Raw genomic sequence first — 26,901 nt, 5'->3', positions numbered from 1 at the left:
CCGTGAGATCCAATCAAGGAGGCAGCATGTCCCGTAAAACCCGAGTCCTTTTCGCCGCAGCGACAGCGGTCTGCATGCAAATGGCCGTTGCGGCCGGACCGACGGTAGATACCGCAGCGATCGAGTCCGTGACGGGACTCAAGGGCGACTACAACAAGGCCGAGAACGTCTTCAAGATCAGCAAGCCGCGCGATGACGTGACGATCAGCGTGGATCGCTGGACGATGCCCCCCTTCATGGGCCTGACTTCGTGGGCCGCGTTCACTCCGATGGCTGGCAGCACGATGATGATGGGCGACACGGTGCTGTTCGAGGACGAGGTCAATCCGGCCATGAGCGCCGCTCTTGAGGCCGGCCTGGAAGTGACGGCGCTGCATAACCACTTCTTCTTCGACCGACCCAAGGTCTACTTCATGCACATCGGCGGGATGGGCGATGCGCGTCATCTCGCCACTGGGGTCAAGGCTGTGTATGACCGGGTCGCGCAGGTGCGCGCCAGCCAACCCAAACCCGCAGATGCCTTTGGCGGCACCATTGCCACACCCAGCAGCCTCACCGCGGCGCGCATCGAGGAAGTCCTCGGCGCCAAGGCGCAGGTGAAGGACGGCATGGTCAAGGTGAGCTTCGGGCGCGAGGCGAAGATGCATGGCACGCCCGTCGGCAATGCCATGGGCGTCAACACCTGGGCTGCGTTTGCAGGGACCGACGAGCAGGCCGTGGTGGACGGCGACTTCGCGATGCGTGAGGACGAACTCCAGACGGTGCTCAAGGTGCTGCGGCGAGAAGGCATCAACATCGTGGCGATCCACAACCACATGACGCACGAGGAGCCGCGCTACGTCTTTCTGCACTTCTGGGGCAAAGGCAAAGCAGCGGCGCTGGCGCAGTCGTTGAAAAGGACTTTGGACGCGCAGAAAGCCGTGAAATGACGCCTCGTAGTGCCTTTTCCGTTTTCTGAGACGCCCCCCTTTATGACCTCAAGGTCGAAGAACCGCGACATGTTCCGAAACGGCAACAGGAGATCATCATGCAATGGATCACCCGTGAACGCCCGAAAATCGACCGCATCGCCTGCCCCTGGTTGATCGCCCGCTTCATCGACGAGAACCCGGAGTTCCTCTACGTGCCTTCGGGCGAGGTCCTGAAGGTCGCCGCCGACACCGGCGCGATTCCCTATGACGTGCCGAATGTCGAGCTCGGCCACCATGGCGACCGCTGCAGCTTCGATGCCTTCATCGCGCAGTACAAACTCGACGACCCGGCCTTGAACACGCTGGCGCTGATCGTACGCGCCGCCGACTGCGCCCAGCCGCAACTGGCGAAGGAAGCGGCCGGCCTGCTCGCCATCTCGAAAGGGCTGTCGCTCAACTTCGCCGACGACCACGAGATGCTCCGGCACGGCATGGTGATGTACGACGCGCTCTACGCCTGGTGCGCCGACACGCCACTGAAGAAGGTTGCCCGCCTGCTTGGCTTGAAGTGATGCTGCTGCCCGCCGGAGCCGCGCCCGATGCACGTCTGCTGCTGATCGGCCGGGCACTGCGAGCCTTCACCGACGGCTTTGTCGCCATTCTGCTACCGGTTTACCTGCTCACGCTCGGGCTCGGCAAGTGGGAAGTCGGCTTGATCAGCACCGCCACCCTGCTCGGATCGGCGCTGGCGACCGTGGCGGTCGGGCAGTGGGGACATCGCTTCCCGCAGCGCCGGCTACTCCTCGCCGCCGCCTGGCTGATGGCCGCCACCGGTCTTCTGCTGGCCGGCCTGGGCGGCATCGGCGCCTTCTGGCCGCTGCTGATCGTCGCCTTCGTCGGTACGATGAACCCCAGCTCCGGCGACGTCAGCGTATTCCTGCCGCTGGAGCATGCGCGGCTGGCCGAATCGGCGCACGGCGAGGCGCGCACTTTCCTGTTCGCGCGCTACACCTTCGTCGGCGCCTTGTGTGCCGCGACCGGTTCGCTGGCGACGGCCATCCCGCAAGTGCTGACGGATGCCGGCCTGGCCCAGCTCGACGCGTTGCGCCTGATGTTCGTCGCCTACGGGCTGACCGGCGTCTTGATCTTCGTCCTGTATCGCGCCTTGCCGGACCACCGTATGCACGAGCAGGCAGCGTCGCCCGAACCGCTGGGGCCTTCGCGCGGCATCGTGATCAAACTGGCGGCGCTGTTCTCGGTCGATGCCTTCGCTGGCGGGTTGATCGTCAATACCTTGCTCGCGCTCTGGCTGTTCGAGCGTTTCGACCTCTCGCTCGCCGCTGCCGGCCAGTTCTTTTTCTGGGCCGGGCTGCTGTCGGCCGGCTCCCAGCTCGCCGCCCCCTGGGTAGCGCGCCATATTGGCCTGATCAACACGATGGTGTTCACCCACATCCCGTCGAGCGTCTGTCTGGTCCTCGCCGCCTTCGCCGACAGCCTGCCGGTGGCGCTCGCGCTGCTGTTCCTGCGCAGCGCCCTGTCGCAGATGGACGTGCCGACGCGATCGGCCTTCGTCATGGCGGTGGTGACGCCGGCCGAGCGCGCCGCGGCGGCGAGCTTCACCGCCGTTCCCAGGAGCCTCGCCGCCGCAGCGAGCCCCGCCATCGGCGGCGCCCTATTCGCCGCTGGCTGGCTGGCGCTGCCGCTAGTGGCCTGCGGCCTGCTCAAGATCGCGTATGACGTTGCACTTTGGCGCGCGTTTCGGAAGTACGAGGAACCCTCCTCTTGAGAGCGCTCGCGCGCAAGCACATGGCGCGCTTCCGAAAATCGTGACCATCAGACAGAGCGCATCGCGAACGTGGCAACCGGAACTTTCCATGGCAGTTCTTGTGGAGAGGGGCAAGAGGCACAGGCGCCCCCCGGAAGGGACGCCTGCGGTGCGGACTACAACAAGCCGGCTTCCGCGAACGAGTACGGGCTGCCCTTGCCGACGATGAAGTGATCCAGCACCCGGACATCGACGGTGGCCAGGGCGCTCTTCAGCCGCTCGGTGATCGCACGATCAGCGGCCGAGGGCTCGGTGTTCCCCGAGGGATGCTGATGCGCCAGGATCAGCGCCGAAGCGTTGAGCGCCAGCGCACGCTGGACCACCACCCTCGGATACACCGAAGTCTGGTCGACCGTGCCCTGGAACAGCGGTTCGTAGGCGAGCACCTGGTGCTGGTTGTCGAGAAACACGACGGCGAAGATTTCGTTCGGCTCCGCGACCAGTTTCAGGCGCAGGTAGTCGCGCACGGCGGCGGGACTGCCCAGCGCCGGACCGGCCTTGAATACGCGGTTCTCCAGCAGGGTGATGGCCTGCCGGATGATCCAGTCTTCGTGCTGGGCGGCGATCAGGGTGAGCGACTCCGGGCGGGAGTCGGCGATGACAAGAGACATGGCGAACCTCCAATGGATGAGATCGGAGGGCGCCTGCCCCTGGAGGGCAAACCCTCCTGGGGACGTTGGGGATGGAACAGGTGACGAGCGGGCATCCGCCACCGCGGATGCGGTGGCTGTTCGCGTCAAGGGATGCGATGCGAACGGGTTTCGATCAACGCGGACGAGCCGCGCCGCAGCCTTGAAGATCGATGGCTACCTGGGCATGTCACCGGCAACGCCGGCGGGCATGTCTGGGGGATGGGCGGGTTCGGCCACGGTCGTGTTGCCGGCGGCGAGCAGGTCGATGGCCGACAGCAAGGCATCGCCTTCGACGGGACCGTGCAGCAGGAGGGTCTTGCCGGACTCGCGGTCGCGCAGTTGCAGGGCCGGCGTGGCCGCGATGCCCTGCTGTGCTGCTTCCACCGCCTGGGCACGGATGACCGCATCGGGGCGCTCGCTGTCGAGACAACCCTGCATGGTTGGTGTGAGGTCGGGATAGCGCAGGCCCTCCGGCAGGCCGTGGCCGTCGCCGCGGGTGTTCGAGTAGAGCCACGCCACGGCCTGCCAGAACGTGGCATGTCCGCCCGTCTCGCCCGCGCACTCGGCCAGGCGTGCCTCGGCAGTCGCGGCCGGCTCGTGCATGGACAGCGGCAGGTGGTGCCACTGCCAGTTCACCTCGGGATGGGCGTCGATCCAGCGCTTGAGCGCGGGGAAGTAGGCCCGGCAGTACGGACACTCCAGGTCGGCGTACCCGACCACCGTGAAGCGCGCATCGGCACGGCCATACAGCCAGGGCGGGCCGGCCGGTTTCGACGCTTCGGACCCGGCGGCGGCCAAAGACATGGGCTCGGTTGCCGGATGCGGCGCGCGCAGCAGCATCCACGAGGCCACCGCAATCGTCGCCACGATCAGCAGACCGATCCAGGGATGACGGCGGGCGAATGAAGGCAGGCGCATCGTGTCGCTCCCGTCAGGCCAGCGTGTCCAGCGCCAGGGGTTCGATGCCCCGCGCACGGTCGATCTTCTCGGCCACGCGGAAGGCGGCATCCAGCTCGCTGATGCCGTGCTGCTGCATCAACTGGAAGCGTTCGGCCTTCTCCTCGGGCTCGGTCATCGCCATCGCCAGGTAGAGGCTGGGCGGCACGGCGCGGAACAGCACTTCCATCGACTTGGACAGGATGACGCCCTCGCTGAACTTGCCGGCCTCCTTGCGTGCCGAGAGCATCAGCGCCTTCTGCGAAGCGTTGAGTTCGCGGAAGCGCGCGATCTTCTCGACTTCATCGGGCGGCATCGACAGGCAGATCCACCACTCGATCATGTTGAGCATGGGCTCGGCCGCTTTCGGCAGGTCGTCCAGGTTCTGCGTGGCGAGCCAGAACCAGGCGCCGAGCTTGCGCCACATCTTGGTGATCTTGACCACGTAGGGCGCGAGCAGCGGGTTCTTGGTGATGATGTGGCCTTCGTCCGTCACGTTGATGATCGGGCGGCCCAGGAACTGGTCGCGCTCGGCGATGTTGTTGACGGTGTTGATGAGCGAGATGTAGGCGATCGAGAGTTGGGCGTTGTAGCCCTCGCGCGCGAAGGTGGCCAGGTCCACGATGGTGATGTCCGCCTCGGGCCACGGCGTGCCGGACCGGTCGAACATCTCGCCGTCCACGCCCTGGCAGAACATGTCCATGGCGTCGGCCATCTCCAGCAGCCGTGCGCGCCGCATCTCGGGCAGCGTGGCGTCGCGGGCGCGCTCGCGCAGCGCGTCGCGCACATCGCGCGTGAGCACCGTGCGTCTGTCCGTCACGCAATGCTGGGCCGCATCGAGAATGCACTGGCGGATCAGGCTGCGGTCGGCGCGCGTCATGCGCGCTTCTTCCTTGTCCTCGCCGCCGGTGATCATCAGTCGTGCAGTGATCTCCAGCTCGCCGAGCACGTCGCGCTGCTCGTCGCCTTCCACGGCCATGCCGGCATCGGTCTGGTCCTCGTCGAGCGCGTCGGCGTCCAGCGTCTGTACCTGGCTCGGCGTATCGACCAGGCGCCAGGCGTCGGCGAACGGAGCCAGACTGACGCCCGCGCCAGGCGCGAGCTTCACGCGATGCACGGTGAGGCCCAACCGTGCCGCGAAGTCGCCGAACAGGCCGAAGCTGTTGCCCGCCTCGACGATGAACAGGCGCGGCCGATAGATCGCCGTCACCTGATTCAGGATATTGTTGAGCGTCGCGCTCTTGCCCGAACCCGTGGGGCCGAACAGGAACAGATGCGCGTTCATCTGCCGGTCGAGGCGGTTCAACGGATCGAAGGTGATCGGACCGCCGCCGCGGTTGAAGAACGTGATGCCCGGATGCCCCGTGCCCTGGCTGCGGCCCCAGACCGGCGCCAGGTTCGCCGCGTGTTGCGCGAACATGAGCTGGGTGTACCACTGGCGCTTGTCGGCCGCCGGATCGAATACGCACGGCAGCCAGCGCAGATAGCTGTTCAGCGGCGCCACCTCGTCCTCTTCGCGTACCGGTTGCAGGCCGGCGTTGAGCATCACGTTGACGAGCTGCAGGCCGCGCGCATCGAGCTGGGCCAGGTCGCGGCCGCGCAGGTAGAACGCCAGCGCGCCGCGGTAGAGCTTGTGCGCGCTGCCGATCAGGCCGCGCGCCTGCTGCACGTCCTGCCGGGTCTGCTCCGAAGCCAGGGTCTCGCCGACGGCCTTTCTGGCGAGGTGGTTGAGGTGCGCCTCCAGTACGTCCTGGGGTGTGGCGACCAGCGTCAGGCACATCACCGTGTCCTCGGGCATCTGGTCGAACAGCGCGTTCATGGCATCGCCGCCTTTGCGCGTCTCGCCCGTCAGATGGCCCGTCACGGGTGGCGTGCGCAGGCGATCCATCACGATCACCCGGTGCGGCATGCCGTCGAAGAACCACAGGCCGTTGGGCACGTCCGAGCGGGGTTGGCCGAAGAACAGCCGTTGTGCGAAGTCGGTGCCGCTGGCGAGTTCGATCTCACCTTCCTCCCGTTCTTCCGGGTAGCGGGTCAGCGCGTAGAAGCGTTCCCGATCTTCGGCAGTGGCGCCGAGCAGGGTCGGATTCGGGTTGAACCAGCGCAGCAGCCAGGCGTGGATGTCCGCCGCGCCGAGACGTCGGGCTCTCACACCGGCATTGGCCAGCCCGCCGACGAGGCGGTCGCAGATCGTGGTCAGCGCCTGCTCGGGCGCCTGGCCGCGCCGTGGGGTCGGCGCCGCGGACGTGCGGCGGTAGACCACCATGCGCACGCGCCGGACTTGGCCGCGCCACGGCAGGCGCGTCACCGTGGTGTCCTCGAACAGGCCACCCGGCTTGGCGATGGCCCGCAGGTGATGGGCGAAGAAGCGCAGGTAGAAGTCGCTGAACGCGCTGCCCTGCGCACGCGGCTGCAGATAGTTCGCCAGGGAGCGCAGGTAGTTGTCCCAGTCGGCCTCGTCCTGGGCGTAGAGCTGCACCACCCAGGGGTTGTCGTCCAACTCGTCGAAGGAGTCCTGCAGGGCGTTCTCCAGCGCATCGCGCGCCTGCCATAGCCAGGCCATCTCGCGGCCCTCGGTGCCGACCGGCGCCAGCTCGAAGAAGGCCGCCACCGACTGGCCGTCTTCCAGCAACATGCACTTGGTGTCGGGCAGGTACTCGACCCAGGGCAGCAAGTCAGCGAACGACGGCGCGACGCCATAGAGCGCATCGTGGTCGGCCTGAGTGGCCGGCCTGCGCCGGCCCCGGCGGAGCGCGCTGCCCGGCTCGGCGACACCCTGTGCCGCCAGGGCCGTCACGTGCCGTGCCCAGGCATCATCGGCCGCATCCACGGCGGCAGCAGGCGATGCGCCGGGCTTGCGTGACCACGGCAGCGACCAGGCCATCAGTAGTCCTCCACGCGCTCGCCCGGCATCGCGTACTGCACGCGCTGGTAGAGCGGGAACACCGTGCTGTAGCCGGGCACCGGCACCGGGTCGGTGCCCGCCAGGTGCGGGAACACGTACATCACCAGGTCGGGGTTCGGCAGGCGGTGGAACTGGCGGTAAATCTCGTTCTGCGCGGTGCGGGTGTAGCGTGCCTGCACGCCGGGCGCCGCCTGCACATCGGCATCGGCCAGCGGCCGGCGCAGGCCCTGGCGCGCATCGAGCAGTTGCCGCGCGGCCTGGCCGCCGCCCGCGCTGCCGCCGGTCTCCTGATGCCAGATGTCGAGCATGGTGCTGTCGCCGTGCGGCAGCAGCTTCTCCTTGCTGGTGGCGCAGCCGCCGAGCAGGGCGGCCGCCAGCAGCACGGCGGCCGCGTCAATCCAGATCTGAGGCATGGGCTTCTCCGGTGCGGTGGTGGACCCGACGCCCCTTGGCGTCGTAGTCGATGTCGAGCGGCTGCTCCAGATGCACGGCCACCTTGGCGCCGGGCTGCACGTAGACCGCCGCGAAGGCCTGGCCGTAGAGCTTGTTGACCCAGTCGGCCATGTCGCGCACGCCGCCCGCGAGGATGCGGCCCATCGCTTCGTTGCCGCTGATGCCGACGGTGCCCAGCGAGCCGTTGTTGTTGGCGACCACGGCCACGCTGCCGTTGTCGGACTTGATGAGCGAGGCCGCGCCGGCGCCGGCTGCGGTGATGAGCGCCTGGCTGCCCAGGTACTGCTGGGCGTTGCTGCGCCGCTCGCCGCTGACGCAGGGAATGCCGTAAGGGTCGCTGATCCAGCCCAGGCCGCCCTGGATGCTGGCGCCGTTGTGACCCGAGTTGCCGCCGCTGCTGCCGCCCTTGCTGCTGTCCTCCGGCACCGTGCGGATGGTGCCGTCCTGGAACACGAACGTGACCGAGCGGATTTGCCCGCGCACGCACGAGAGCGTCCAGTCGCCCGAGGCCGTGCCGCTGACCACGGCGCCGGCCACGTCGGGGATGTCGATGCCGTTGGCCGTGAGGTTGTCCGGGCCGATCAGCACCTTGAACGGATAGGGATCGTTGACGGTTCCATCGATCGGCACGCGCCCGATCAGCGCCGTCATGGCAATCGACCCCATGAGCGTCGAGTTCGACGGCACGGTGTAGACAGCCTTCGTGGATGCGCCCACCGCGCGGCTGCCGACGTCGGCGACGGATTCCACTGCGGCCGACAGGCTTTTCTGGGCCGGCCCGAAGCTCAGGGGAAAGCTCGGCTCCTTGCTGCTGTTCTTGGCGTCGACCTTGGCATCGTCGGGCTCGACCCACTGCGTGCTAGCGACGCCGCGGTTGAAGCGCTGGCCGTCACCCTCTTCGAGCCCCAGCCCGACGGGCAGATCGGACGGGCCACCCTTGCCGGAAAGGCCGTCCAGTTGCCGCTGCAGATCCTGCAGCAGCCCCTGGGTCTGCTGCCTGTCGCTGGCCACCTGATTGCGCTCCTGCTCCAGGCGGCTGCGCTCGCCTTCCAGCGCGCTCTGGATGCGTTGGTCGATCGCGCTTTCCCGCGCGCGCAGGCGCTCGTTCTCGGCCTTGTGCTGCTTGTTGTCGCCCAGCGCGCTCTGCAGCTCGGTGCGCAACTGCTTCACCTGGGCCACCAGCGTGGCGACGGTATCGCGCGGCGTGTCGCCAGCGATGCCCAGGGCTTTCATCTCCTCGGGCGTGAGCGTACTGGCCGCGCCCTTGGGAGCGGGCTGGCCGCCGGGCGCGCCGGAGAACAGCTTGATGCCGACGAACACCAGCAGCAGCGCCATCGGGATCAGCAGCCACTTGAGCAACGGATTACTTTTCATCGCGCGCTCCTCCGGTCGAGCCGGCCGCGGCGGCCGGCGGCAGGTTCACGCTGGCGTCGATCGGGCTCAGCGCCGGCAGCAGCGACTCGGCCAGGCCGTGGCCGCGCGTGACCAGGTAGAGCACCGTGGTGTCGGACGCGGTGCCGGCCGGCCCCAGGTTCGGATGCTGGAAGGTCGCCGCCACGAAGTTCCCCTGCAGGGCGCGCGGGTCGAGGTCGAGCCAGCGCGCCGAGGTATTGGTGAGTCGCACGGCCGTCACCCACTGGTCTTCCAGGCGCCACGCGGCCAGTGCCCGCGCGTGCACCGGCAACGTCGGCAGTAAGGTGTCCAGCGCGAGGCCGCGGCGCAGGTTCACGCGCCCGATGCCGGCGACCGGCTCGACGGTGCGCAGCGGCGCGTACAGGCTCTGCGCGGCATGGCGCGTCAGCACGACCGGTACCGGCGTTTCGCGCCGGAGAAGGGGTTTGTCCGCGGGCGCATCGGCCTGCTCGTCCGCGCCGCTTGCTGCACCGCCGCCGTAGCGCTTCGCGGGGGCTTCCGCTTCCACGATGCGCACCGGCTCCAGCGGCGCCTGGCCGTCCTTCGCCGGCTCGGCGGCGATGTCGAGCAGGATCAGCGCGCCGGATTCCACGTCCTGCAGTTGCAGCCGCGTGGGCGGAATCGGCTCGCTCGCCCGCAGGTAGATCGCGCCGCCCGCACTCTGCACGCGCAGGTGGTCGCCGACGCTGGCCGGCACGCCGACGCGCACATTGCGGTCGATGAAGACCACGCGCTCCTGGCCGACCACCAGCGGCACCGGCAGGGGCAGGCGCTCCCAACGCAGGATTTCCACGGCCTGGCTGGCCGGCACGAAACCGAGGATCAGCAGGACGCCGGCCAGGGCCGACCAGTTAACGGGCTTCATGGGGAGTCTCCCTGCAGATGGCCGGAGGCATTGGCGGGCACGCCGGCCTGGGTCGGCGTCGGCGACGGTTCGATGCGCTGGGGTGCGCTGGCGTAGCAGTCCAGCGCCAGGCCGAAGGGGTTGTGCTCGGGGTCGATGTCCAGCCGGACGACCTTGATGGGGTAGCGCACCAGGGCGCGCTTGACCTGCTCGGAGCCGTAGTATTCGTCCGCGCTCACGTCGAGCGTGACGATCCAATCGCGGTCGGAAACCACCTTGACGCGCGTGGCCGGATCATCGCCGTAGCCGCGGCCGGGAATCTCGTAGATGCCGCGCACGCGCTGACGCAGCTCGCCACTGGCACGCCGGTACTCGTAGTCCTGCTGCAGGAAGGCCCGGCAGCTCGGCGTCAGGTAGGCCGACAGCGCGCGCAGGTTGCGCGGGTAGTCTTCTTCGCCGTTCGTGGGCCAGCGCTGTACCTGCTGCCAGATGTAGAAGGAGAAGGCATACACGCTCTCGGGCGGCACGTCCCACCACTTGCGCGTGCTGCCCGAGCGCAAGTCCGGCGGCACATGGATGGTCAGACTCTTCGGCGCACTCCACCAACCGAAGCCGAGCAGCAGCGCCACCACGAACAACGCGCCGGCCCCCAGACGCAACGTCTTCACGTGCGCCTGCAGGTGCGCAACCTCGTTCTTGAAACGGCTCATGGCGTACCTCGATCGGCATTGCGCCGGGTAGTCCAGTAGCCCGAGCGGGTGATGAGGCGCTGGCCGCCCAGGAGCGCTGCCAGCGCCGGGTGCCGCAATGCCAGCCGCCACAGGAGCTGCCGGTAGAGCCAGGTGTCGGGCCGGCCGCGCTTCTGCGCGCGCAGGAAGCCGCCACCGACGAAGACGCCCAGCGCGATACCGGCGACGATCAGCGTGGGCACCACGGCGATGCTGTGCGTGAGCCAGGCCAGCGGCAGGCCGAGCGCGAACCCGGCGGCGGCCGACAGGCCGGCGCAGATCCACAACTCGTCGGCGGTCAGCCCGCGCACGACCACCGGCTGGCGGTTCAGCCGATGCGGCAGGAAGGTCACCAGCGTGTCTTGCGGGGTCTCCGAAGGGACGGCCATCGCTTGCCGCCCTCACAGCACGCCGGTGGCCTTGGTGAGCAGCCAGATGCCGACCACCAGGAGGATCGCGCCCACGGCGACCGTCAGGCCGAACTGTCCCCAGGTGGCGCGGCCGGTGTGGATCTCCGAGTAGCGCGTGTAGGCGTGATAGCAGACGCCGACGAACATTGAGGCGACCACGAGCAGCGCGATCAGCAGCACGATGTCGTAGCCGTAGTTCTGCAAGGTCTGCAGGATGCCGCTGCCCTGGCCGCGCGATGGGTCTTCCATGGTCGGCAGGCCCTGCGCGAAGGCCGACAGCGGCAGGCCCGCGAGCGCCAGCGGCAGCAGCGGAGCGGCGATGCGGGACGGAATGCGATGGGATGTCGTTGGAGTGTTCATGGCGTATGGCCCTTCGTGACGGTCAGGAGAGGAGAAAGAAGGTCAGCACCAGGTACATCGCCACGAAGCGCACGACGACGGCGAGGAACTGACGTTCAGTGATGCGGTGCTCGGCCCAGCCGACGTAGGCGGTGCGCATGGCCCACACGCCCCACAGCAGCAACACGGCGAACACGAAAGCGAGCACCACGGCAGAGACGGCCGAAGGCGCAAAGCCGCCGTTGGCCTGGAAGGCGGCGACCTGATCGGCAGAGGGCGTCATGGCGACGGCTCCTCGTCGTCGGCGCGGTCGCGGCGGACGTAATCGCCGGCCAGCGGGACGGGATCGCGCGGCTGGGCGCGCTGGGGCACGAGGTAGTCCTGCAGGCCGGCGCGAACGCGCTTCAGGTCGGCACGCAATCGGGCGTAGTCGAAGTGGTAGCGGGCGCGTTCCTGCGGAGCGGTACCGGCGGCGTGCTCGGCGAGGCGGTCGATCAGGTCGAGCTGGCGGGCGAGCACGGCGAGCTGCTCACGCTCCATGGCGACGCCGTCGGCGGCGACGGCAGGCTGCAGCGCCGAGAACGACACAGCCAACACCATGGCAAGCGCAGGCCATGCTGATGTGCGGTGGTTGGTCTGTCCCATCGTGCCATTCCCCGTTAAAGCGGATTGCCAGATGCTGTGGCGCGCTCTCGCTTTGCGCCTCAGGGAATGGGAACTACGGCATGACCGGATTTGTTGGTCGCGCTGGCCGACATTCGCGCAATGCCTAGTGGATTTCTTGCTGGCTAGCGCCTACCACCCTTTGGTAGAATTGGGCAAACCTGGCAATCCAAAGTCACGAAAGACCAAACCAGATGGTTTTCAGATGAATGAAGTCGAAAGCGAGATCCTCACACTGGAGGAAGTCGCGGCCTACCTCAAAGCCGGCAAACGGACGGTCTATCGCCTTGCCCAGAAAGGAGAGATTCCGGCGTTCAAGCTTGGGGGAACCTGGCGCTTTCGCCGCTCGGAGCTGGATCGGTGGATCGCCGAAAGCATCAACAAGAAGAAGCCGGAGGCCGAGTGAGCGCGGACCATGCCAGCCGCCGAATCACGCTCGGGGAAGAACTAAGGGGAGGATCGCCGTTGACGACACAGCAGCTTCTGACGCCGCACCAGAGCCAGTACTTTGCTTGGCTGCTGACCAGGCGTGCAGCAGGCGACTCCGTGGAGTCGCTGGCTTCGACTTTGGTCGATTCGCAGGTCGATCTGAATCCCCATCAGGTCGAGGCCGCGCTCTTCGCTTGCCGCAACCCCCTCTCACGCGGCGTGATCCTCGCCGACGAGGTTGGTCTAGGCAAGACCATCGAAGCCGGCTTGGTCATCTCCCAACGCTGGGCGGAACGGCGGCGGAAGGTGCTCATCATCGTTCCAGCGAACCTGCGCAAGCAATGGCACCAAGAGCTGCAGGACAAGTTCGGCCTGCAAGGGCTGATCCTCGAAGCCAAAAGCTACAACGCGATCCGCAAACAGGAGCAGCGGAACCCGTTCCTGTTCGCCTCCGGTCCGATCATCTGTTCCTACCAGTTCGCGAAGGCCAAGGCTGACGATGTCAAGGGCATCGACTGGGACTTGGTCGTCCTCGACGAAGCGCATCGCCTGCGCAACGTCTACAAAACCAGCAACGTCATCGCCAAGACCCTCAAGGAGGCGTTGTCGCGCGTTCACTCCAAGGCGCTCCTGACCGCGACGCCGTTGCAGAACTCGCTGCTCGAACTCTATGGGCTGGTCAGCTTCATCGATGACCGCGTGTTCGGAGACCTTGATAGCTTCCGCTCGCAGTTCACCGGCAGAGAGCAATCCTTCAGCAGCCTGCGTGACCGGCTGGCGCCCATCTGCAAGCGCACCCTGCGCAAACAGGTTCAGCCCTACGTTTCGTACACAGCACGCAGGGCCATCGTCGAGGAGTTCACGCCATCGAGTGAAGAGCAGGAACTTTCCAGGCTCGTCGCCGATTATCTGCGCCGCCCCAACCTCAAGGCCCTGCCCGACGGGCAGCGCCAACTGATTTCACTCGTGCTGTGGAAGCTGCTTGCCTCCAGCACGCACGCGATTGCGGGTGCGCTGGAGACAATGGCCAAGCGCCTCCAGGGTGTGCTCGACAAAACCACCGAGGTTCCCGATCTGGCCGAGGAACTCGATGAGGACTACGAGTCGCTCGACGAAACCGCCGATGAGTGGAACGACCAAGGCTCAGACGTCGCAGCACCGAGCCGCTTGGAACGCGATGCCATCGCGGAGGAGATCGAGGAGCTTCGCCACTTCAAAACGCTGGCAACCAACATCCGGGACAACGCGAAGGGCAAGGCACTGTTCACCGCGCTGGATCGAGCCTTCGCCGAACTGGATCGGCTAGGCGCGCCCAGGAAGGCCATCATCTTCACCGAGTCCAAGCGCACGCAGGAATACCTCCTCAACTTGCTGGCCGACACGCCATACGGCGACGGCATCGTGCTCTTCAACGGCACCAATAGCGACCAGCGTGCGCAGGCGATTTACAAGGACTGGCTGAAGCGCCACGAAGGCACCGACCGCATCACCGGCTCCAAGACTGCCGACACCCGTGCGGCACTGGTCGAGCACTTCAAGGAGCGTGGCAAGGTCATGATTGCCACCGAGGCCGGAGCCGAAGGCATCAACCTCCAGTTCTGCTCGCTCGTCATCAACTACGACCTGCCGTGGAACCCGCAGCGCATCGAGCAGCGCATCGGGCGCTGCCACCGCTACGGTCAGAAGCACGACGTGGTGGTGGTCAACTTCGTCGACCGCAGCAATGAGGCCGATGCACGGGTGTACGAGCTGCTGTCGCAGAAGTTCCAGCTCTTCGAGGGCGTGTTTGGGGCTAGCGACGAAGTGCTGGGTGCCATCGGCTCCGGTGTCGATTTCGAGCGGCGTATCGCCGAGATCTACCAGAACTGCCGAGAGCCCGAGGAAATCAAGTCCAGCTTCGAGCAACTCCAGCTCGACCTCTCCGGCGAAATCAACGAGGCGATGGTCAAGACGCGCCAGGTACTGCTTGAGAACTTCGATGAGGAGGTGCAGGAGAAGCTGCGCATGCGGGCCGACGACAGCCGCAACGCGCGCAACCGCTTCGAGCGCATGCTGATGGACTTGACCCGCGCCGAACTGGTCCATTGCGCCGCGTTCGATGACGACGGCTTCGATCTCCGCCACATACCGACTGGAGTCGAGCACGGCGGCCTCGCGGGCATCGAGCTGGGGCGCTACGAATTGCCCCGCCGCTCCGGCGACGCGCATCTATACCGCATCAATCATCCGCTGGCGCGATGGGGCATCGAGCAGGCCAAGGCTCGCGCACTCAACGGGGCTCGTCTTGTGTTCGACTACAACGCCCACGGTGCAAAGATCAGCACGCTTGAAGCCTGGCGCGGCAAGGCCGGATGGCTCACCGTGAAGCTAATCTCGGTCGAGACACTCGGCAACCAGGAGCAACATCTGCTGGTTGCGGCGGGCACGACCGACGGCGTCGTGCTCGCGGAAGAAGACCCGGAAAAACTGCTGCGCCTGCCCGCGACCACGCAGGCGGCCAGTCTGTTCAACGCCCCTGATGCCACCCTGCTGGCCGACGTGGAAGCCCGCAAGACCGCACTCCTGCGCGACGTCAACGAGCGCAACCTCGGCTACTTCGAGCAGGAAGTCCAGAAGCTGGATGCCTGGGCGGACGACCTGAAGCTCGGTCTGGAGCAGGAGATCAAGGAGATCGACCGCGAGATCAAGGAGGTGCGCCGAACCGCCGCGACCTCGCCGACGCTGGAAGAAAAGTTGTCATGGCAGAAGAAGCAGCGCGAACTGGAGAGTAAGCGCAGCAAGCTGCGCCGCGAGTTGTTTGCCCGGCAGGACGAAGTCGAAGCGCAGCGCAATGACTTGATCAGCCAGCTTGAAGTGCAACTCCAACAGCAGGTCGAGGAGCGCACGCTGTTCACTGTCGAGTGGGAGCTGGTGTAATGACTAATCAAGTAGCACCGTTAGACCTGCGCATGACCAGGCCGCGGTTGAAGCGTGCCAAGAATTGAGGAGAGCGAGATATGGCTAGCGGAAAATTACTGCGGCAACTCATCAAATCGGGAACGCAAGGCGATGCTTCGGGCTTTCGCGCGGCGTCCGAGGCAGTGATCAAAGAGGAGCGCGAGAAGAACCATCATCTGCTCGCAAATGACCTTGAGCGTTTACTTTACGGCGATCAGGCAACGGTCGGGAAGAGTGCGCGGAAGCTGCAAAGTTTGCCCAGCGTGCCGACAAATAAAGACAACGGCCTTGCGCTACTAGAAGAGCGTGCCGTGATTCGAGAGGAGAAAGACATCATTCTCTCGGATGCTTCGCAGTCGGCACTCGATGAAATCCTGATGGAGCACAACCGGACGGACGTGCTTCGATCCTATGGCCTGCAACCCGCGCAGAAGCTGTTGTTTTGCGGGCCTCCCGGCTGCGGCAAGACGCTGGCCGCCGAAGTCATCGCGCATTCCCTGTCCATGCCGCTCATCCTCGTTCGGCTGGACTCGGTCATCTCGTCGTTTCTGGGAGAGACGGCCGCCAATTTGCGCAAAGTGTTCGATTACGTCGCAACGCATCCCGTGGTCGCATTGTTCGATGAATTCGACGCCCTGACCAAGGATCGTGGCGACAGCGCCGATCATGGTGAGCTCAAACGCTCCGTAAATGCCGTCTTGCAGATGATGGACGGTTATCGAGGCGAGAGCATCCTGATCGCCACCACCAACTACGAAACCTTATTGGACAAGGCGGTTTGGCGACGCTTCGATGAGGTTGTGCGCTTCGAGATGCCGAATCTGGAGCAGATCAAACGCTTGTTAGCTCTGAAACTCTCCGGTGTCCGCCGCAATTTCGAGCCCGACGATGGCCAGGTGGCATCCGTGTTCAAGGGCATGTCGCACGCCGACATCGAGCGGGTTCTTCGGCGCTCCGTCAAGGAAATGATCCTGTCCGGCCGGGAGTTCCTGGAGAAAAGCCACCTCGATACCGCGCTTGCCCGTGAGTATCGTCATAAGAGTTAAGGGATGGAGGGGGAGGCATGGCCTATGAACACTTGCGCTTGGAGCGAGAAGCGCCCTCAACGGAGCGCCATCCGAGGCGTCATCCGGGAATTCGCCCTCCTGCCGATCCGAGAGCGCATGGTGCCGCGTTAGCCGGGCGGCTCGACCAAGCGCGGCAACGTGCGATGGCAGAGGACGTCGGCGGGTTCGACGACCGTAAGCTGCTCAAGATTCGGCTGCGCGCGGGCGACAAGAGCGTGCCCGCCTTCGATGCCATTCCTGGCGTGGAGATTGTCAGCCAGGAAGATGAATCCATCGTGCTGGCATTCGCCACTGATGACGGCTTGAGCGAGTTCGAGAGCCGCCTGGCCACCCTTGCACGTGATGGCGTTGTTACACGCAAGGAACTGTTCTACGTCATCGAAGACTTCGACCACTGGACACCCCAGGACCGTACCGGCGCGGCCTTGCTTGAGCAAGGATTTCCAGCCGCGCCAACCTTCATGCTCGATGTCGAACTATGGCCCCAGGAGCGACAGGACAAGCGCCAGCAAATGGTGCGTGCCTTTCTCGACTGGTTGCATGCACAAGGCATTGAGCGGCTGGACGACATCCAGCAACCCTCGCTCGTCATGGTCCGTGTGCGCTGCAACGGTGCGCAGGCCGAGCAGATCTTGCACCATCGCGATGTGCGCACTGCCGACCTGCCGCCCCGCTTGGGTGTGGCCGTACAACTGCTTCATACCGACATCAACCAATTTCCTCCGATCGATCCCCCTTCTGACGATGCTCCGTCCATTGCCGTGCTGGATTCAGGCTTGACGCGCGGACATTCGTTGCTCGGCGCAGCGGTCGGCGACGCGCAGGGCTACCTCGCACCGCATCGCAGTGCGGATGACACCGATCCCCACTGGCACGGCACCTTCGTCGGCGGGCTTGCGTTGTACGGCGATGTCCATAGCGCTATTCAGCAAGGGCAGTTCGTCCCGCAGCTTCGCCTGTTCTCCGGCAAAGTGTTCGAAGACGACGGACAAGACCAAACTGAGTTCGTCGAAAAGGCGGTCGAGGAAGCCGTGCGCGAACTGCATGCGCAATACGGCTGCCGGGTCTTCAACCTAAGCTATGGCGACCTGAACAAGGTCTACGATGGCCGTCATGTGCGCGGGCTCGCCTACACGCTGGATCGGCTGACGCGTGAGCTGGGAGTCCTGTTCGTAGTACCAGCGGGCAATTTGTTGTCATCCCAGTTGCCAGCCGATACACGCGCGAGTTACCCGGACTACCTGTTCGAAGGCCACGCCCGCCTGCTGGACCCCGCCACATCGCTCAACGCGCTGACCGTTGGCGGCTTGAGCCTGAATGAGGCCACACGCAATGCACAGCGCCATCCCAACACGATTGAAGACCACGTGTTGGCACGGGCGGAGCAGCCGTTTCCATTGACTCGCAGCGGCCCTTCTGCCAGCGGCGCCATCAAGCCCGACGTGGTCGCGCATGCCGGCAACATCGCCTTGCGGCGCACTGGAGGTGGCACAGACCATGCCGGTCTGGGAGTGGTGTCGCTCAACGGCGGCTTTGCCTTGGGGCCGGCGTTCAAGGAAGACATCGGCACTAGCTACGCCGCCCCCCAAGTCGCCCACCAAGCCGCGCGGCTACTGGCCGAAGTGCCCGACGCTTCGCCCAGCCTGCTGCGCGCACTGATCGGCGCCCATGCCCGCTGGCCGCAAGCCTGCGAAGCGCTGTTGAACCCCGGCAACAATGCTGAAGGCCGCGACAAACTCCTGCGCCTCGTCGGGTATGGGCGCGTGGACGATGCGGCGCTGTTCCGCTCGCTTGATCACACCGTCACCCTGCTGGCCGAAGAGCGCGTCGGAAACGACCAGCACCACTTCTTCGAATTACCTCTACCAGACAGCTTCTGGGACGGTGGCCGCCGCACGCGTGAGGTGACCGTCGCGCTCGCCTACAGCCCTGCCGTGCGCACCACGCGGCTGGACTACCGAAGAGCCAAACTGTGGTTCCACCTGGTGACGGCTGGCAGCCTGGATGAGATCACCCAAGCCTACCGGCGCAATCGGGAAGAAGGCATGGGCGAACGCGCCAACGGCCGCTGGCTACCCAACGACACCCGCAAGAACGGCACGTTGCAGGTCTCTCGATGGCGCTTCAAACAGGCGCTGGCCAACGGTCACAAGGTGTTCGTCGTGGTGACCCGGCAAGACAGCCTTTGGTCCGATGGGCGCGATGGGGACGAGCCCTATGCCGTCGCCGTGGTGCTGGCGGATCGGGAGCAGGCCAACGCTCAGCTCTACGCCCAGGTGCAAGCAGCGCTGCAAGCGCGTGCCCAGGCACGTGCGCGCGCTCGGATTGGCGGGAGGGCCTGATGCCGGCGCTCGAACCTCAGTGCTTGGCCATCTTGAAGCAGGTGCTCGCCGCCCGCTTCGTGCCGTTCCTGCCGCCATTGCTCGGCAACGTCAATCCCGCCGATCACGCGGCGAAACAGCTTTCGCGGGCCTTCAGCGCCTTCGTCCTCCACAAACTGCTCGACATTACGCCGCAGGTGGCGGCCGCCTCGGTCGTGGATGATTTCAACGACAAGGGCATCGACGCGATCCACTACCACGCGCCGTCGGAGACTCTGTACCTGCTGCAAACCAAGTTGAAGGAGTCCGAGCAGTTCAAGCAGGAGGATGCGCTGCCGTTCTGCGAGGGCATTCGCCTGTTGCTCAAACAGGACTTCGCCGCGTTCAACGGGAATGTCCAGAATCGGAAGACCGACATCGAGGGCGCACTCGATGTGTGCAGCCACATCAAGCTGGTCGTGCCCTACACGGGCGATGGTGTATCGCAAACGGCTCGCGACGCCTTGCAGGCGCTGCTCGATGACGAAGACCTCGACGAAGAGCGGCTGGCCAAGCAGGTGGAGTATTACACGGCAACCGAGATCGTCTGCGATCTGCTGGCGGAACAAGCCTACCAACCCGTGCACACGGATATCGCGTTGCACAAGCACGCGAAAGTCGAAAGCCCGCGAGCCACGTACTACGGTGTCGCGCGGCTGGCGGACTTGGTGACCCTACACCAGATGCACGGCAAGGCCCTGTACGAACGCAACATCCGCTACTTCCTCGGCAGCAGCAAGTCTGATGTTAACAAGGCCATCAAGACGACCTTGCATGACGCCCCGCTGGACTTCTTCTATCTCAACAACGGCGTCACGGCCGTCTGCGACCTGATCGAGCCGAAGGCTAACAAGAATGGCGTCAAGAAGTTCAAGGTGCGCGGCTTGTCCATCATCAACGGCGCGCAGACGGTGGCGTCGGCTGCCGAGTTCGTGCGCCAGCATCCGGGCAAGAGCATCGATGACGCCAAGGTGATGCTCACTTTGATTAAGGCATCGGCGGACGGCCAGTTTGGGAAGAGCGTGACCAAGGCTCGCAACCACCAGAACCCGGTGCAGACCGCGAACTTCGCCTCGCTGGACGAGAACCAGGAGCGGCTACGGCAGGAGATCGCCCACCTCAGCTTCGATTACCACTATCGCCCCGAGGCCCTCGCGACCGGCCCCAAGGCCATCACGCTCGATGAGGCTCTGCGGGCAATGGCCTCGCAACAGAACGACCCACGCTACGCCGTATGGCTCAAGAGCGAACCGGTGCGGCTCGCCAACCCCGACTCCACCGAGTACCAGGCGCTGTTCACTGCCGCGCTACCAGGCGTGACGCTGATCAATGCGGTCCTGTGCCACCGCGCCATCCGCGCCCTGGTGGTGGATTACGAGCAGAAGGCTCCAGCGCGCAGCCAGGAACGTCTGATCTACCGTCACGGCGTACACGTCATCACAGCCGTCATGATGAAGCGCCTGCGCAGCCGCATTGGCACGGCGGCCGTCATCGACCCGGCAGCGATTCCCGCGCTGATCAGCCAGCCGCTCGATCAGCTCCGGCAGCAGGCTTTCGACCTCGGCCAGCAACGACTCATTCTTGAGGGGCCACTGGCTTACTTCCGCAACCAGGGCAACGTCGTGAACTTCCTGGCCGACCTGATGGAGGCACACTTTGCGCTGGGTGCCGATCCGGCCATAGCGCCACTACGCAATATTCAGAATGCAGCGGACGCGTATCCGCGCAAGCGCCTGATCGACTACTTGTCGAGCCGCGCGCCACAACTATGAGAGTGATGTCATGAGCAAACAAAAACTAGAACTTGCCTGGATCGGGAAGGAGAAGCGGCCCAAGCTGGAGCCGCGCATCCTGCTCGAAGATCCAGAGAAGTCATATCACGCCAAGCATCGCGTGTCGGACAACGACATCTTCGACAACCGGCTGATCTTCGGTGACAACCTGCTTGCGCTGAAAGCATTGGAGCAAGAGTTCTCCGGCAAGGTGAAGTGCGTGTTCATCGACCCACCGTATAACACCGGCAGCGCCTTCACGCACTACGATGACGGGCTAGAGCACTCGATCTGGCTTGGCTTGATGCGCGACCGACTGGAACTTATCAAGCGGTTGCTGGCGGAGGATGGGTCGCTGTGGATCACCATTGATGACAACGAAGCGCATTACCTCAAGGTTCTGTGCGATGAGGTCTTTGGGCGGGCCAACTTTGTCTCGACTGTGATTTGGCAGAAGAAGTACGCACCAAAGTCCGACTCTAAGTACTTTTCTGCGTCCCATGACTTCATTCTTGTCATGGCAAAAAACCTCGATAAGTTCAACTTGGGTCGACTGCCGAAGACAGAAAAGCAAACGGGGAGATATACCAATAGAGACAACGACCCACGCGGCCCATGGAAAGCAAGTGACGTTCTGCGAAATGAAGCGCGGGACTATGCGATTTTTCCAGTGCGTCTCCCTTCAGGTCGCGAGGTACTCCCCCCCGCGGGAACGAGTTGGCGGTATACGAAAGAGAAGTTTGCTGAGCTCATTGCAGACAACAGGATATGGTTTGGTGTTGATGGTGACGCGCGACCAGCGTACAAGCGCTTTCTGTCTGAGGTCACCGACACGATTCCGGCTACAACCATTTGGCCTTATGACGAAGTCGGCCATAACGATGAGTCAAAAAAGGAAATGCGTTCTCTGTTCGGCGAGAACTTATTTGACACACCGAAACCGGAGCGGCTTCTTCAGCGGATATTGACGCTGGCAACCACTGCCGGCGATCTTGTCCTTGATTCATTTTCGGGTTCCGGCACCACCGGCGCGGTCGCGCACAAGATGGGCCGTCGCTGGATCATGGTCGAGTTGGGCGAGCACTGCCACACCCACATCATCCCCCGCCTGCAGAAGGTGATCGACGGTGAAGACAAGGGCGGAATTTCTGAAGCCGTCGGCTGGCAAGGCGGTGGCGGGTTCCGCTACTACCGCGTCGCTCCCAGCCTGATCGTCAACGATCGCTGGGGCAACCAAGTCATCAATCCAGAGTACAACGCGGCAATGCTGGCCGAGGCCTTGGCGAAGCTTGAAGGCTTTACCTACGCGCCCTCGGAGACGCGCTGGTGGCAGCACGGCCACTCCAGCGAGCGCGATTTCATCTGCGTCACGACCCAGAACCTGTCCGCCGAGCAGTTACAGGCGCTGTCCGGTGAAGTCGGCCCGGAGCAGAGCCTGCTGGTGTGCTGCGCCGCTTTCCACGGAGTCACGGCGGCCAAAGCGGCAGAGCGCTGGCCGAACCTGACGCTGAAGAAGATCCCGAAGATGGTGCTGGCCCGCTGCCATTGGGGCCGTGACGACTACAGCCTGAATGTGACCAACCTGCCAATGGCGGAGATTGAGAAGGCCGAGCCTGCGGCCTCTGGCAATGGCGCCAAGAACATCAAGAGCAGAAAAGCGGCCCTCGCTAACGCGGGACAGAGCGGCCTGTTTGGGGAGAACGAATAATGAACGCCCGCGTCCTGCACGCCGTCACCGGTCGCCTGTCCCTTCGTCCGCCCCAGGCGGAATCGCTCATCAAGCTGGTTCGCGCGCTCGATGCCGCGCCCGAACTCTTGGGCCACGAGCGCGATGTCTCGGCGATTCTCTCCACGCTGAAGGCCGAGTTCAGCACGCTGGAGGACTTCGAGCGCGAATTTCCGTCGCTGTGCTTCGCGCTGGCCACGGGCGTGGGCAAGACGCGCCTGATGGGAGCCTTCATCGCCTACCTGCATCTGGCGCACGGCATCAACAACTTCTTCGTTCTCGCGCCCAACCTGACGATCTACAACAAGCTCATCACGGACTTCACGCGCAACACGCCGAAGTACGTGTTCAAGGGCATCGCCGAATTCGCGCAGCAACCGCCGCTGATCATCACCGGCGACAACTACGACCAGACCGGTGCGGCGGTAGATGAGCAGTCAATGGGCTTCGCCCACGACGTGCGCATCAACATCTTCAACATCTCCAAGATCAACTCCGAGGTACGCGGAGGCAAGGAGCCGCGCATCAAGCGGATGAAGGAAGTGCTGGGCGACAGCTACTTCAACCATCTGGCGAACCTGACTGACCTCGTGCTGCTGATGGACGAATCGCACCGTTACCGGGCCAGCGCCGGGGTGCGCTCTATCAACGAGCTCAAGCCACTATTCGGTCTGGAAGTGACGGCGACGCCGTTCGTCGAGTCCAGCCGCGGGCCGGTGCCGTTCAAGAACGTGGTGATGGACTACCCGCTGGCTCGGGCGATGGAGGATGGCTTCGTCAAGGAGCCTGCCGTGGTCACCCAGCGCAACTTCGACGCCAAGGCGCACACGCCCGAGGAGATCGAGAAGACCAAGCTGGAAGACGGCGTGCGCCTGCACGAGACGACCAAGGTCGAATTGCTCACCTACGCCCGAGAGAACGGCGTCAAGCCGGTCAAGCCCTTCATGCTCGTCATCGCCCGCGATACCACGCACGCGGGGCAACTCTTGGCGCTTCTGGAGTCGGAAGCCTTCTACGAGGGGCGTTACCAGGGCAAGGTGATCCAGGTCGATTCCAGCCGTACCGGCGCGGAGGAAGAAGAGATGATCACGCGCCTGCTAGCCGTGGAGAGCGTGGACGAGCCGACCGAGATCGTGATTCACGTCAACATGCTCAAGGAGGGCTGGGACGTAACCAACCTCTATACCATCGTGCCGCTGCGCGCCGCCAATGCCCGCACGTTGATCGAACAGTCCATCGGGCGTGGCCTGCGACTGCCCTACGGCAAACGCACGGGCGTCGCGTCGGTGGATCGCTTGAACATCGTCGCGCACGACAAGTTCCAGGAGATCATCGACGAGGCCAACCGCGGCGACTCGCCGATTCGCCTGAAGCAGGTCATCCTCGATGCGCCGAGCGCCGACGACAAGAAGGTCAGCGTGCAGGTCGAGTCCGGGGCAGCGGCGCGTCTCGGTTTGACGGAAGCACCGGTCGTGATCACAGGGGTTTCAGCCACTGACAGTGGAGCGGAAGTCCCCGCGCCCAAACCGGTGTTCACCACGGAGGCGGAGAAGCAGGCCGCGCGCGTGGTCATGGACGTCATCGGCAAGTACGAGGTCAAGCGCGATCTGGTGCCCACCAGCAGCGCGCTGCTGAAACCAGAAGTGCAGAAGGAAATCCTCGCGGAAGTGGCAGAGCGGCTGAAGCCGCTGCAAGGCGAATTGCTGGCGGACGTGGATGAATCAGTCCCCGCACTTGACTTGTCCGCCGTGGTGGCGAAGACCACCGAGATCGTGGTGCAGCAGACCATCGACATCCCACGCATTGCGGTGGTGCCGACTGGCGAGATCACAACGGGCTTCCACGCCTTCAAGCTGGATGTGAGCCAGCTCCATCTCCAGCCTGGCCAGCGCGAGATCGTCGGTCAGATGCTGCGCACGAACGAGCAGTTCACCCTGGCCGCCGAAGTCGGGCTCAAGGAGCAGCGCCCGGAGGATTACATCGTCCACGCCCTGGTGGACTTCGACGACATCGACTACTTCACCCACGCCGAGCTGCTCTACGACCTCGCGGGCCAGATGGTGCAGCACCTGCGCGGCTATCTGTCCGAGGACGAGGCCATCAGCGTGCTGGATCGTGACCGCCGCCTGATCGCACGGGAAATCCACGCGCAGATGATGGCCCACTTCTGGGAGGAGGCGACCGAGTACGAGGTGCAGGTCAGTCGCGGCTTCACCGAACTCAAGCCGTGCAACTACACCGCCACGGCAGGCCAGACGGCCCACCACTTCCGGGAGACCGTGACCGAGACCAGTCGCATCAAGCAGATGCTCTTCGGTGGCTTCGCGCGTTGTCTGTATCCGCTGCAGAAGTTCGACTCGGATACCGAGCGGCGCTTCGCCATCATCCTGGAGCGCGACGCGACGAAGTGGCTCAAGCCCGCGAAGGGGCAGTTCCAGATCTACTACAAGCTCGGCACCGAGCAGCCGGAATACATCCCCGACTTCGTGGCCGAGACGGACGCGACCATCTTCATGGTGGAAACGAAGGCACGTGCCGACATCAACACGCAGGAGGTTCAGGCCAAGGCCGCTGCCGCCATGCGCTGGTGCAAGCACGCTTCCGATCACGCGGCGAACGTAGGCGCCAAGCCCTGGAAGTACCTCCTGGTGCCCCATGACGAAATCAACGAGTCGAAACGGCTCGCGGACTACCTGCGCTTTGAGGTCAAGGCGTAATTGAGTTCCCGCTGTTGCCAGATGGAGATTCCGATATGAGCCGTGCTCATCTGCGCTTCCAGGTCGATTCCCGTCTCGCGACGTTGTTGAGTCAGGAGTACTCCTCGTCCGAGCGAGCGCTGAAGGAACTCGTGGACAACGCATGGGATGCCGACGCGGAGCGGGTAGCCATCGCGCTCCCGAAACCCCTGAGCGGTGACCCTATAGTCATCCAGGATGACGGCACCGGCATGACGGAGGAGGAGCTGCGCCGTCACTACTTGTCCATCGCATCAGACCGGCGTTCGCGGCGCGGCGACCGCACAAGCGGAAAGAATCGTTTGGTCAAGGGGCGCAAGGGTATCGGCAAGTTCGCCGGGCTCATGGCCGCAGCGGTGATGACGCTTGAAACCCGTGCGCGCGGTCGATTGTGCCGTATCACCTTGCGGCTGGACGATCTGTCCCAAGTCGAAGACATTGAACAGTTGAATATTGGCCTGCAGAGCGAGCCTTGTGGGCCGGAACTGCATGGCACGACAATTACGCTGAGCGATCTGCATCAGGGCCTGGCTTATCCGGATGCCAATCGGCTGCGCCAGATCCTTTTGCAGGACTACGGGCGACAGGATGACTTTGCAATCACGATCGACGGCAAGCGGCTCGACGTCGATGATGTATCCGGTAGCTACTCGGAGCAGGAAGAGGAGCTTCCAAGTGCCGGCAAGGTAAAGCTGCGTTTCTCCATCAGCGACGGCAAGTCCGGGTTGCGTCAGCCAGGCATCACTCTGCGTGTGGACGGCAAGGCCGTTGGGCGGCCTGGGTTCTTCGGCCTGGATCAACGAGATGACTTTCCATCCAAGCTGCTGCGAAAGCTCTACGGCGAGATCGAAGCAGATGGACTGCGCGACCACATCACGGCAGGCTGGGATGCGGCGGTCGAGAACAGTGAGCTTCTGAAAGAGGTTGAAGGCTACGTCCAGCCCATCTTGCGAGAAGCCTATGAGCAGCAGTACCGGCGCGAAATTCAGTTGGCGCAGGCTCGCTTGCAGAGAGCGATCCTCACGCGCTTGTCGGCTCTGCCAGAGCACAAGCGCGTATTCGCCGACCGCGCGATCAAGAAGATTCTCGACAAGTATTACGGCGAGCCGGAGAGCAAAGTCGAACCGGTCGTAAATGTACTGTTGGAAGCGATGGAGCGTTCCGACTACCGTATCCTCCTGGAGCATATCGCGGAAGCAACGCCGGGCGATGTCGCAGGGGTAGCTGAGCGCCTGGATGAATTTGGCTTGGCGGAGATGGCCTTCCTTGTACAGCAAGCGACGGCTCGTCAGGTCTTCCTTGATCAACTGGACGCCCTCGCCCGTGATGCCGCCACGACGGAAGCCGTCTTGCACAAAGCTCTGGAGCGAAACTTGTGGGTATTTGGCCCCGAATACTCGCTATTCAGCTCGAACAGTACGTTGCGGCGACAAGTGGGAGATGTCCTCGGCAAGACCTACACAGGTGACAAGGCCGACAAGCGCCCCGACCTGCTTCTCAACGAGAACCTCGGCGGACAGTACCTGTTGATCGAGTTCAAACGGCCTAGCCATGCACTGAATCATGATGATTATGTGCAGGCGATTGGCTACAGGCACGAACTGGCAAAGTATCTCGGTTCTCCGATTCAGGTCCTGCTCGTCGGCGGCAGTCGATCTCCCGACTTTCCTACAGACAATCGTGAACCGCATGTCGAGGCTCGGATTTTTGGTCAAGTCATTTCCACTGCGCGGCGGCAGATTGAGTGGCTGCTACGCACAGCAGAGACATGTTCAAACTGATCCACATGTCGCTACGCACTTGACGGCGCATACTC

The 26,901-nt window shown here is 64.3% G+C and carries 22 protein-coding genes; 11 read left to right on the top strand and 11 right to left on the bottom strand.

Going from position 1 to position 26,901, the window contains the following annotated elements:
- Positions 1 to 74 precede the first annotated feature (74 nt).
- From C3942_RS11495 to C3942_RS11485, 3 genes are all read left to right on the top strand, one after another.
- Entirely contained in the window at positions 75 to 929 is an 855-nt protein-coding gene (locus C3942_RS11495) for a DUF1259 domain-containing protein (protein ID WP_073652013.1), read from the top strand.
- Positions 930 to 1,027: 98 nt separating this feature from the next.
- Positions 1,028 to 1,483 (top strand): chromate resistance protein ChrB domain-containing protein, encoded by a 456-nt coding sequence (locus C3942_RS11490; protein WP_073652012.1) that lies wholly within the window; start codon positions 1,028 to 1,030, stop codon positions 1,481 to 1,483.
- A complete protein-coding gene (locus C3942_RS11485) occupies positions 1,483 to 2,697 on the top strand; it encodes an MFS transporter (protein WP_073654934.1) in 1,215 nt (404 codons plus the stop codon). Before C3942_RS11490 ends, C3942_RS11485 begins: the two co-directional genes overlap by 1 nt.
- A gap of 155 nt (positions 2,698 to 2,852) precedes the next feature.
- Here the strand turns inward: C3942_RS11485 and radC are convergent, their stop codons facing one another.
- From radC to C3942_RS11430, 11 genes are all read right to left on the bottom strand, one after another.
- Entirely contained in the window at positions 2,853 to 3,347 is a 495-nt protein-coding gene (gene radC / locus C3942_RS11480) for a RadC family protein (protein WP_073652010.1), read from the bottom strand.
- 195 nt (positions 3,348 to 3,542) lie between these two features.
- Positions 3,543 to 4,286: a DsbA family protein gene (locus C3942_RS11475; RefSeq protein ID WP_073652009.1), complete on the bottom strand. Its 744-nt coding sequence runs from the start codon at positions 4,284 to 4,286 to the stop codon at positions 3,543 to 3,545.
- A gap of 13 nt (positions 4,287 to 4,299) precedes the next feature.
- Entirely contained in the window at positions 4,300 to 7,188 is a 2,889-nt protein-coding gene (locus tag C3942_RS11470; RefSeq protein ID WP_104230483.1) for a conjugative transfer ATPase, read from the bottom strand.
- Entirely contained in the window at positions 7,188 to 7,622 is a 435-nt protein-coding gene (locus tag C3942_RS11465) for a TIGR03751 family conjugal transfer lipoprotein (protein ID WP_104230482.1), read from the bottom strand. Before C3942_RS11465 ends, C3942_RS11470 begins: the two co-directional genes overlap by 1 nt.
- Positions 7,603 to 9,036, bottom strand: a complete 1,434-nt coding sequence (locus C3942_RS11460) for a TIGR03752 family integrating conjugative element protein (RefSeq protein WP_104230481.1) — start codon at positions 9,034 to 9,036, stop codon at positions 7,603 to 7,605. Before C3942_RS11460 ends, C3942_RS11465 begins: the two co-directional genes overlap by 20 nt.
- A complete protein-coding gene (locus C3942_RS11455; RefSeq protein WP_104230480.1) occupies positions 9,026 to 9,940 on the bottom strand; it encodes a TIGR03749 family integrating conjugative element protein in 915 nt (304 codons plus the stop codon). Before C3942_RS11455 ends, C3942_RS11460 begins: the two co-directional genes overlap by 11 nt.
- Positions 9,937 to 10,629 carry a PFL_4703 family integrating conjugative element protein gene (locus tag C3942_RS11450; protein WP_003294217.1) on the bottom strand — a complete coding sequence of 231 codons (693 nt, stop codon included), beginning with the start codon at positions 10,627 to 10,629 and terminating at the stop codon, positions 9,937 to 9,939. Before C3942_RS11450 ends, C3942_RS11455 begins: the two co-directional genes overlap by 4 nt.
- The gene (locus C3942_RS11445; protein WP_104230479.1) at positions 10,626 to 11,036 is read right to left on the bottom strand and encodes a TIGR03750 family conjugal transfer protein; all 411 of its coding nucleotides are present in this window, start codon (positions 11,034 to 11,036) and stop codon (positions 10,626 to 10,628) included. Before C3942_RS11445 ends, C3942_RS11450 begins: the two co-directional genes overlap by 4 nt.
- A 12-nt stretch (positions 11,037 to 11,048) precedes the next feature.
- A complete protein-coding gene (locus C3942_RS11440; protein ID WP_003294215.1) occupies positions 11,049 to 11,417 on the bottom strand; it encodes a TIGR03745 family integrating conjugative element membrane protein in 369 nt (122 codons plus the stop codon).
- A 22-nt stretch (positions 11,418 to 11,439) separates the two neighbouring features.
- Positions 11,440 to 11,679 carry a TIGR03758 family integrating conjugative element protein gene (locus C3942_RS11435; protein ID WP_003140997.1) on the bottom strand — a complete coding sequence of 80 codons (240 nt, stop codon included), beginning with the start codon at positions 11,677 to 11,679 and terminating at the stop codon, positions 11,440 to 11,442.
- Positions 11,676 to 12,041: an integrative conjugative element protein, RAQPRD family gene (locus tag C3942_RS11430; protein ID WP_104230478.1), complete on the bottom strand. Its 366-nt coding sequence runs from the start codon at positions 12,039 to 12,041 to the stop codon at positions 11,676 to 11,678. The genes C3942_RS11435 and C3942_RS11430 overlap by 4 nt, the downstream gene beginning before the upstream one ends.
- A 223-nt stretch (positions 12,042 to 12,264) precedes the next feature.
- Here C3942_RS11430 and mads1 point away from each other — a divergent pair, with 223 nt between their 5' ends.
- From mads1 to C3942_RS11390, 8 genes are all read left to right on the top strand, one after another.
- The gene (gene mads1 / locus C3942_RS11425) at positions 12,265 to 12,465 is read left to right on the top strand and encodes a methylation-associated defense system helix-turn-helix domain-containing protein MAD1 (RefSeq protein ID WP_104230477.1); all 201 of its coding nucleotides are present in this window, start codon (positions 12,265 to 12,267) and stop codon (positions 12,463 to 12,465) included.
- 59 nt (positions 12,466 to 12,524) lie between these two features.
- On the top strand, positions 12,525 to 15,404 hold the full coding sequence (locus C3942_RS11420; protein ID WP_025986382.1) for an SNF2-related protein: 2,880 nt from the start codon (positions 12,525 to 12,527) through the stop codon (positions 15,402 to 15,404).
- 80 nt (positions 15,405 to 15,484) lie between these two features.
- Positions 15,485 to 16,471, top strand: coding sequence for an AAA family ATPase (locus C3942_RS11415; protein WP_003141003.1), 987 nt, complete (start codon positions 15,485 to 15,487; stop codon positions 16,469 to 16,471).
- 17 nt (positions 16,472 to 16,488) lie between these two features.
- Entirely contained in the window at positions 16,489 to 18,834 is a 2,346-nt protein-coding gene (locus C3942_RS11410) for a S8 family peptidase (protein WP_225319124.1), read from the top strand.
- Positions 18,834 to 20,624, top strand: coding sequence for an AIPR family protein (locus tag C3942_RS11405; protein ID WP_016851984.1), 1,791 nt, complete (start codon positions 18,834 to 18,836; stop codon positions 20,622 to 20,624). Before C3942_RS11410 ends, C3942_RS11405 begins: the two co-directional genes overlap by 1 nt.
- Before the next feature lie 10 nt (positions 20,625 to 20,634).
- On the top strand, positions 20,635 to 22,332 hold the full coding sequence (locus tag C3942_RS11400) for a site-specific DNA-methyltransferase (RefSeq protein ID WP_016851985.1): 1,698 nt from the start codon (positions 20,635 to 20,637) through the stop codon (positions 22,330 to 22,332).
- Positions 22,332 to 25,067 carry a DEAD/DEAH box helicase gene (locus C3942_RS11395; protein ID WP_016851986.1) on the top strand — a complete coding sequence of 912 codons (2,736 nt, stop codon included), beginning with the start codon at positions 22,332 to 22,334 and terminating at the stop codon, positions 25,065 to 25,067. The genes C3942_RS11400 and C3942_RS11395 overlap by 1 nt, the downstream gene beginning before the upstream one ends.
- A 35-nt stretch (positions 25,068 to 25,102) precedes the next feature.
- Positions 25,103 to 26,866, top strand: a complete 1,764-nt coding sequence (locus C3942_RS11390) for an ATP-binding protein (RefSeq protein WP_031754992.1) — start codon at positions 25,103 to 25,105, stop codon at positions 26,864 to 26,866.
- Positions 26,867 to 26,901: the final 35 nt, after the last annotated feature.

Origin of the sequence: Solimonas fluminis, assembly GCF_002930645.1 — a bacterium.
Taxonomy (GTDB): Bacteria; Pseudomonadota; Gammaproteobacteria; order Nevskiales; family Nevskiaceae; genus Solimonas_A; species Solimonas_A fluminis.
This window is presented reverse-complemented; position numbering and strand designations above follow the sequence as displayed.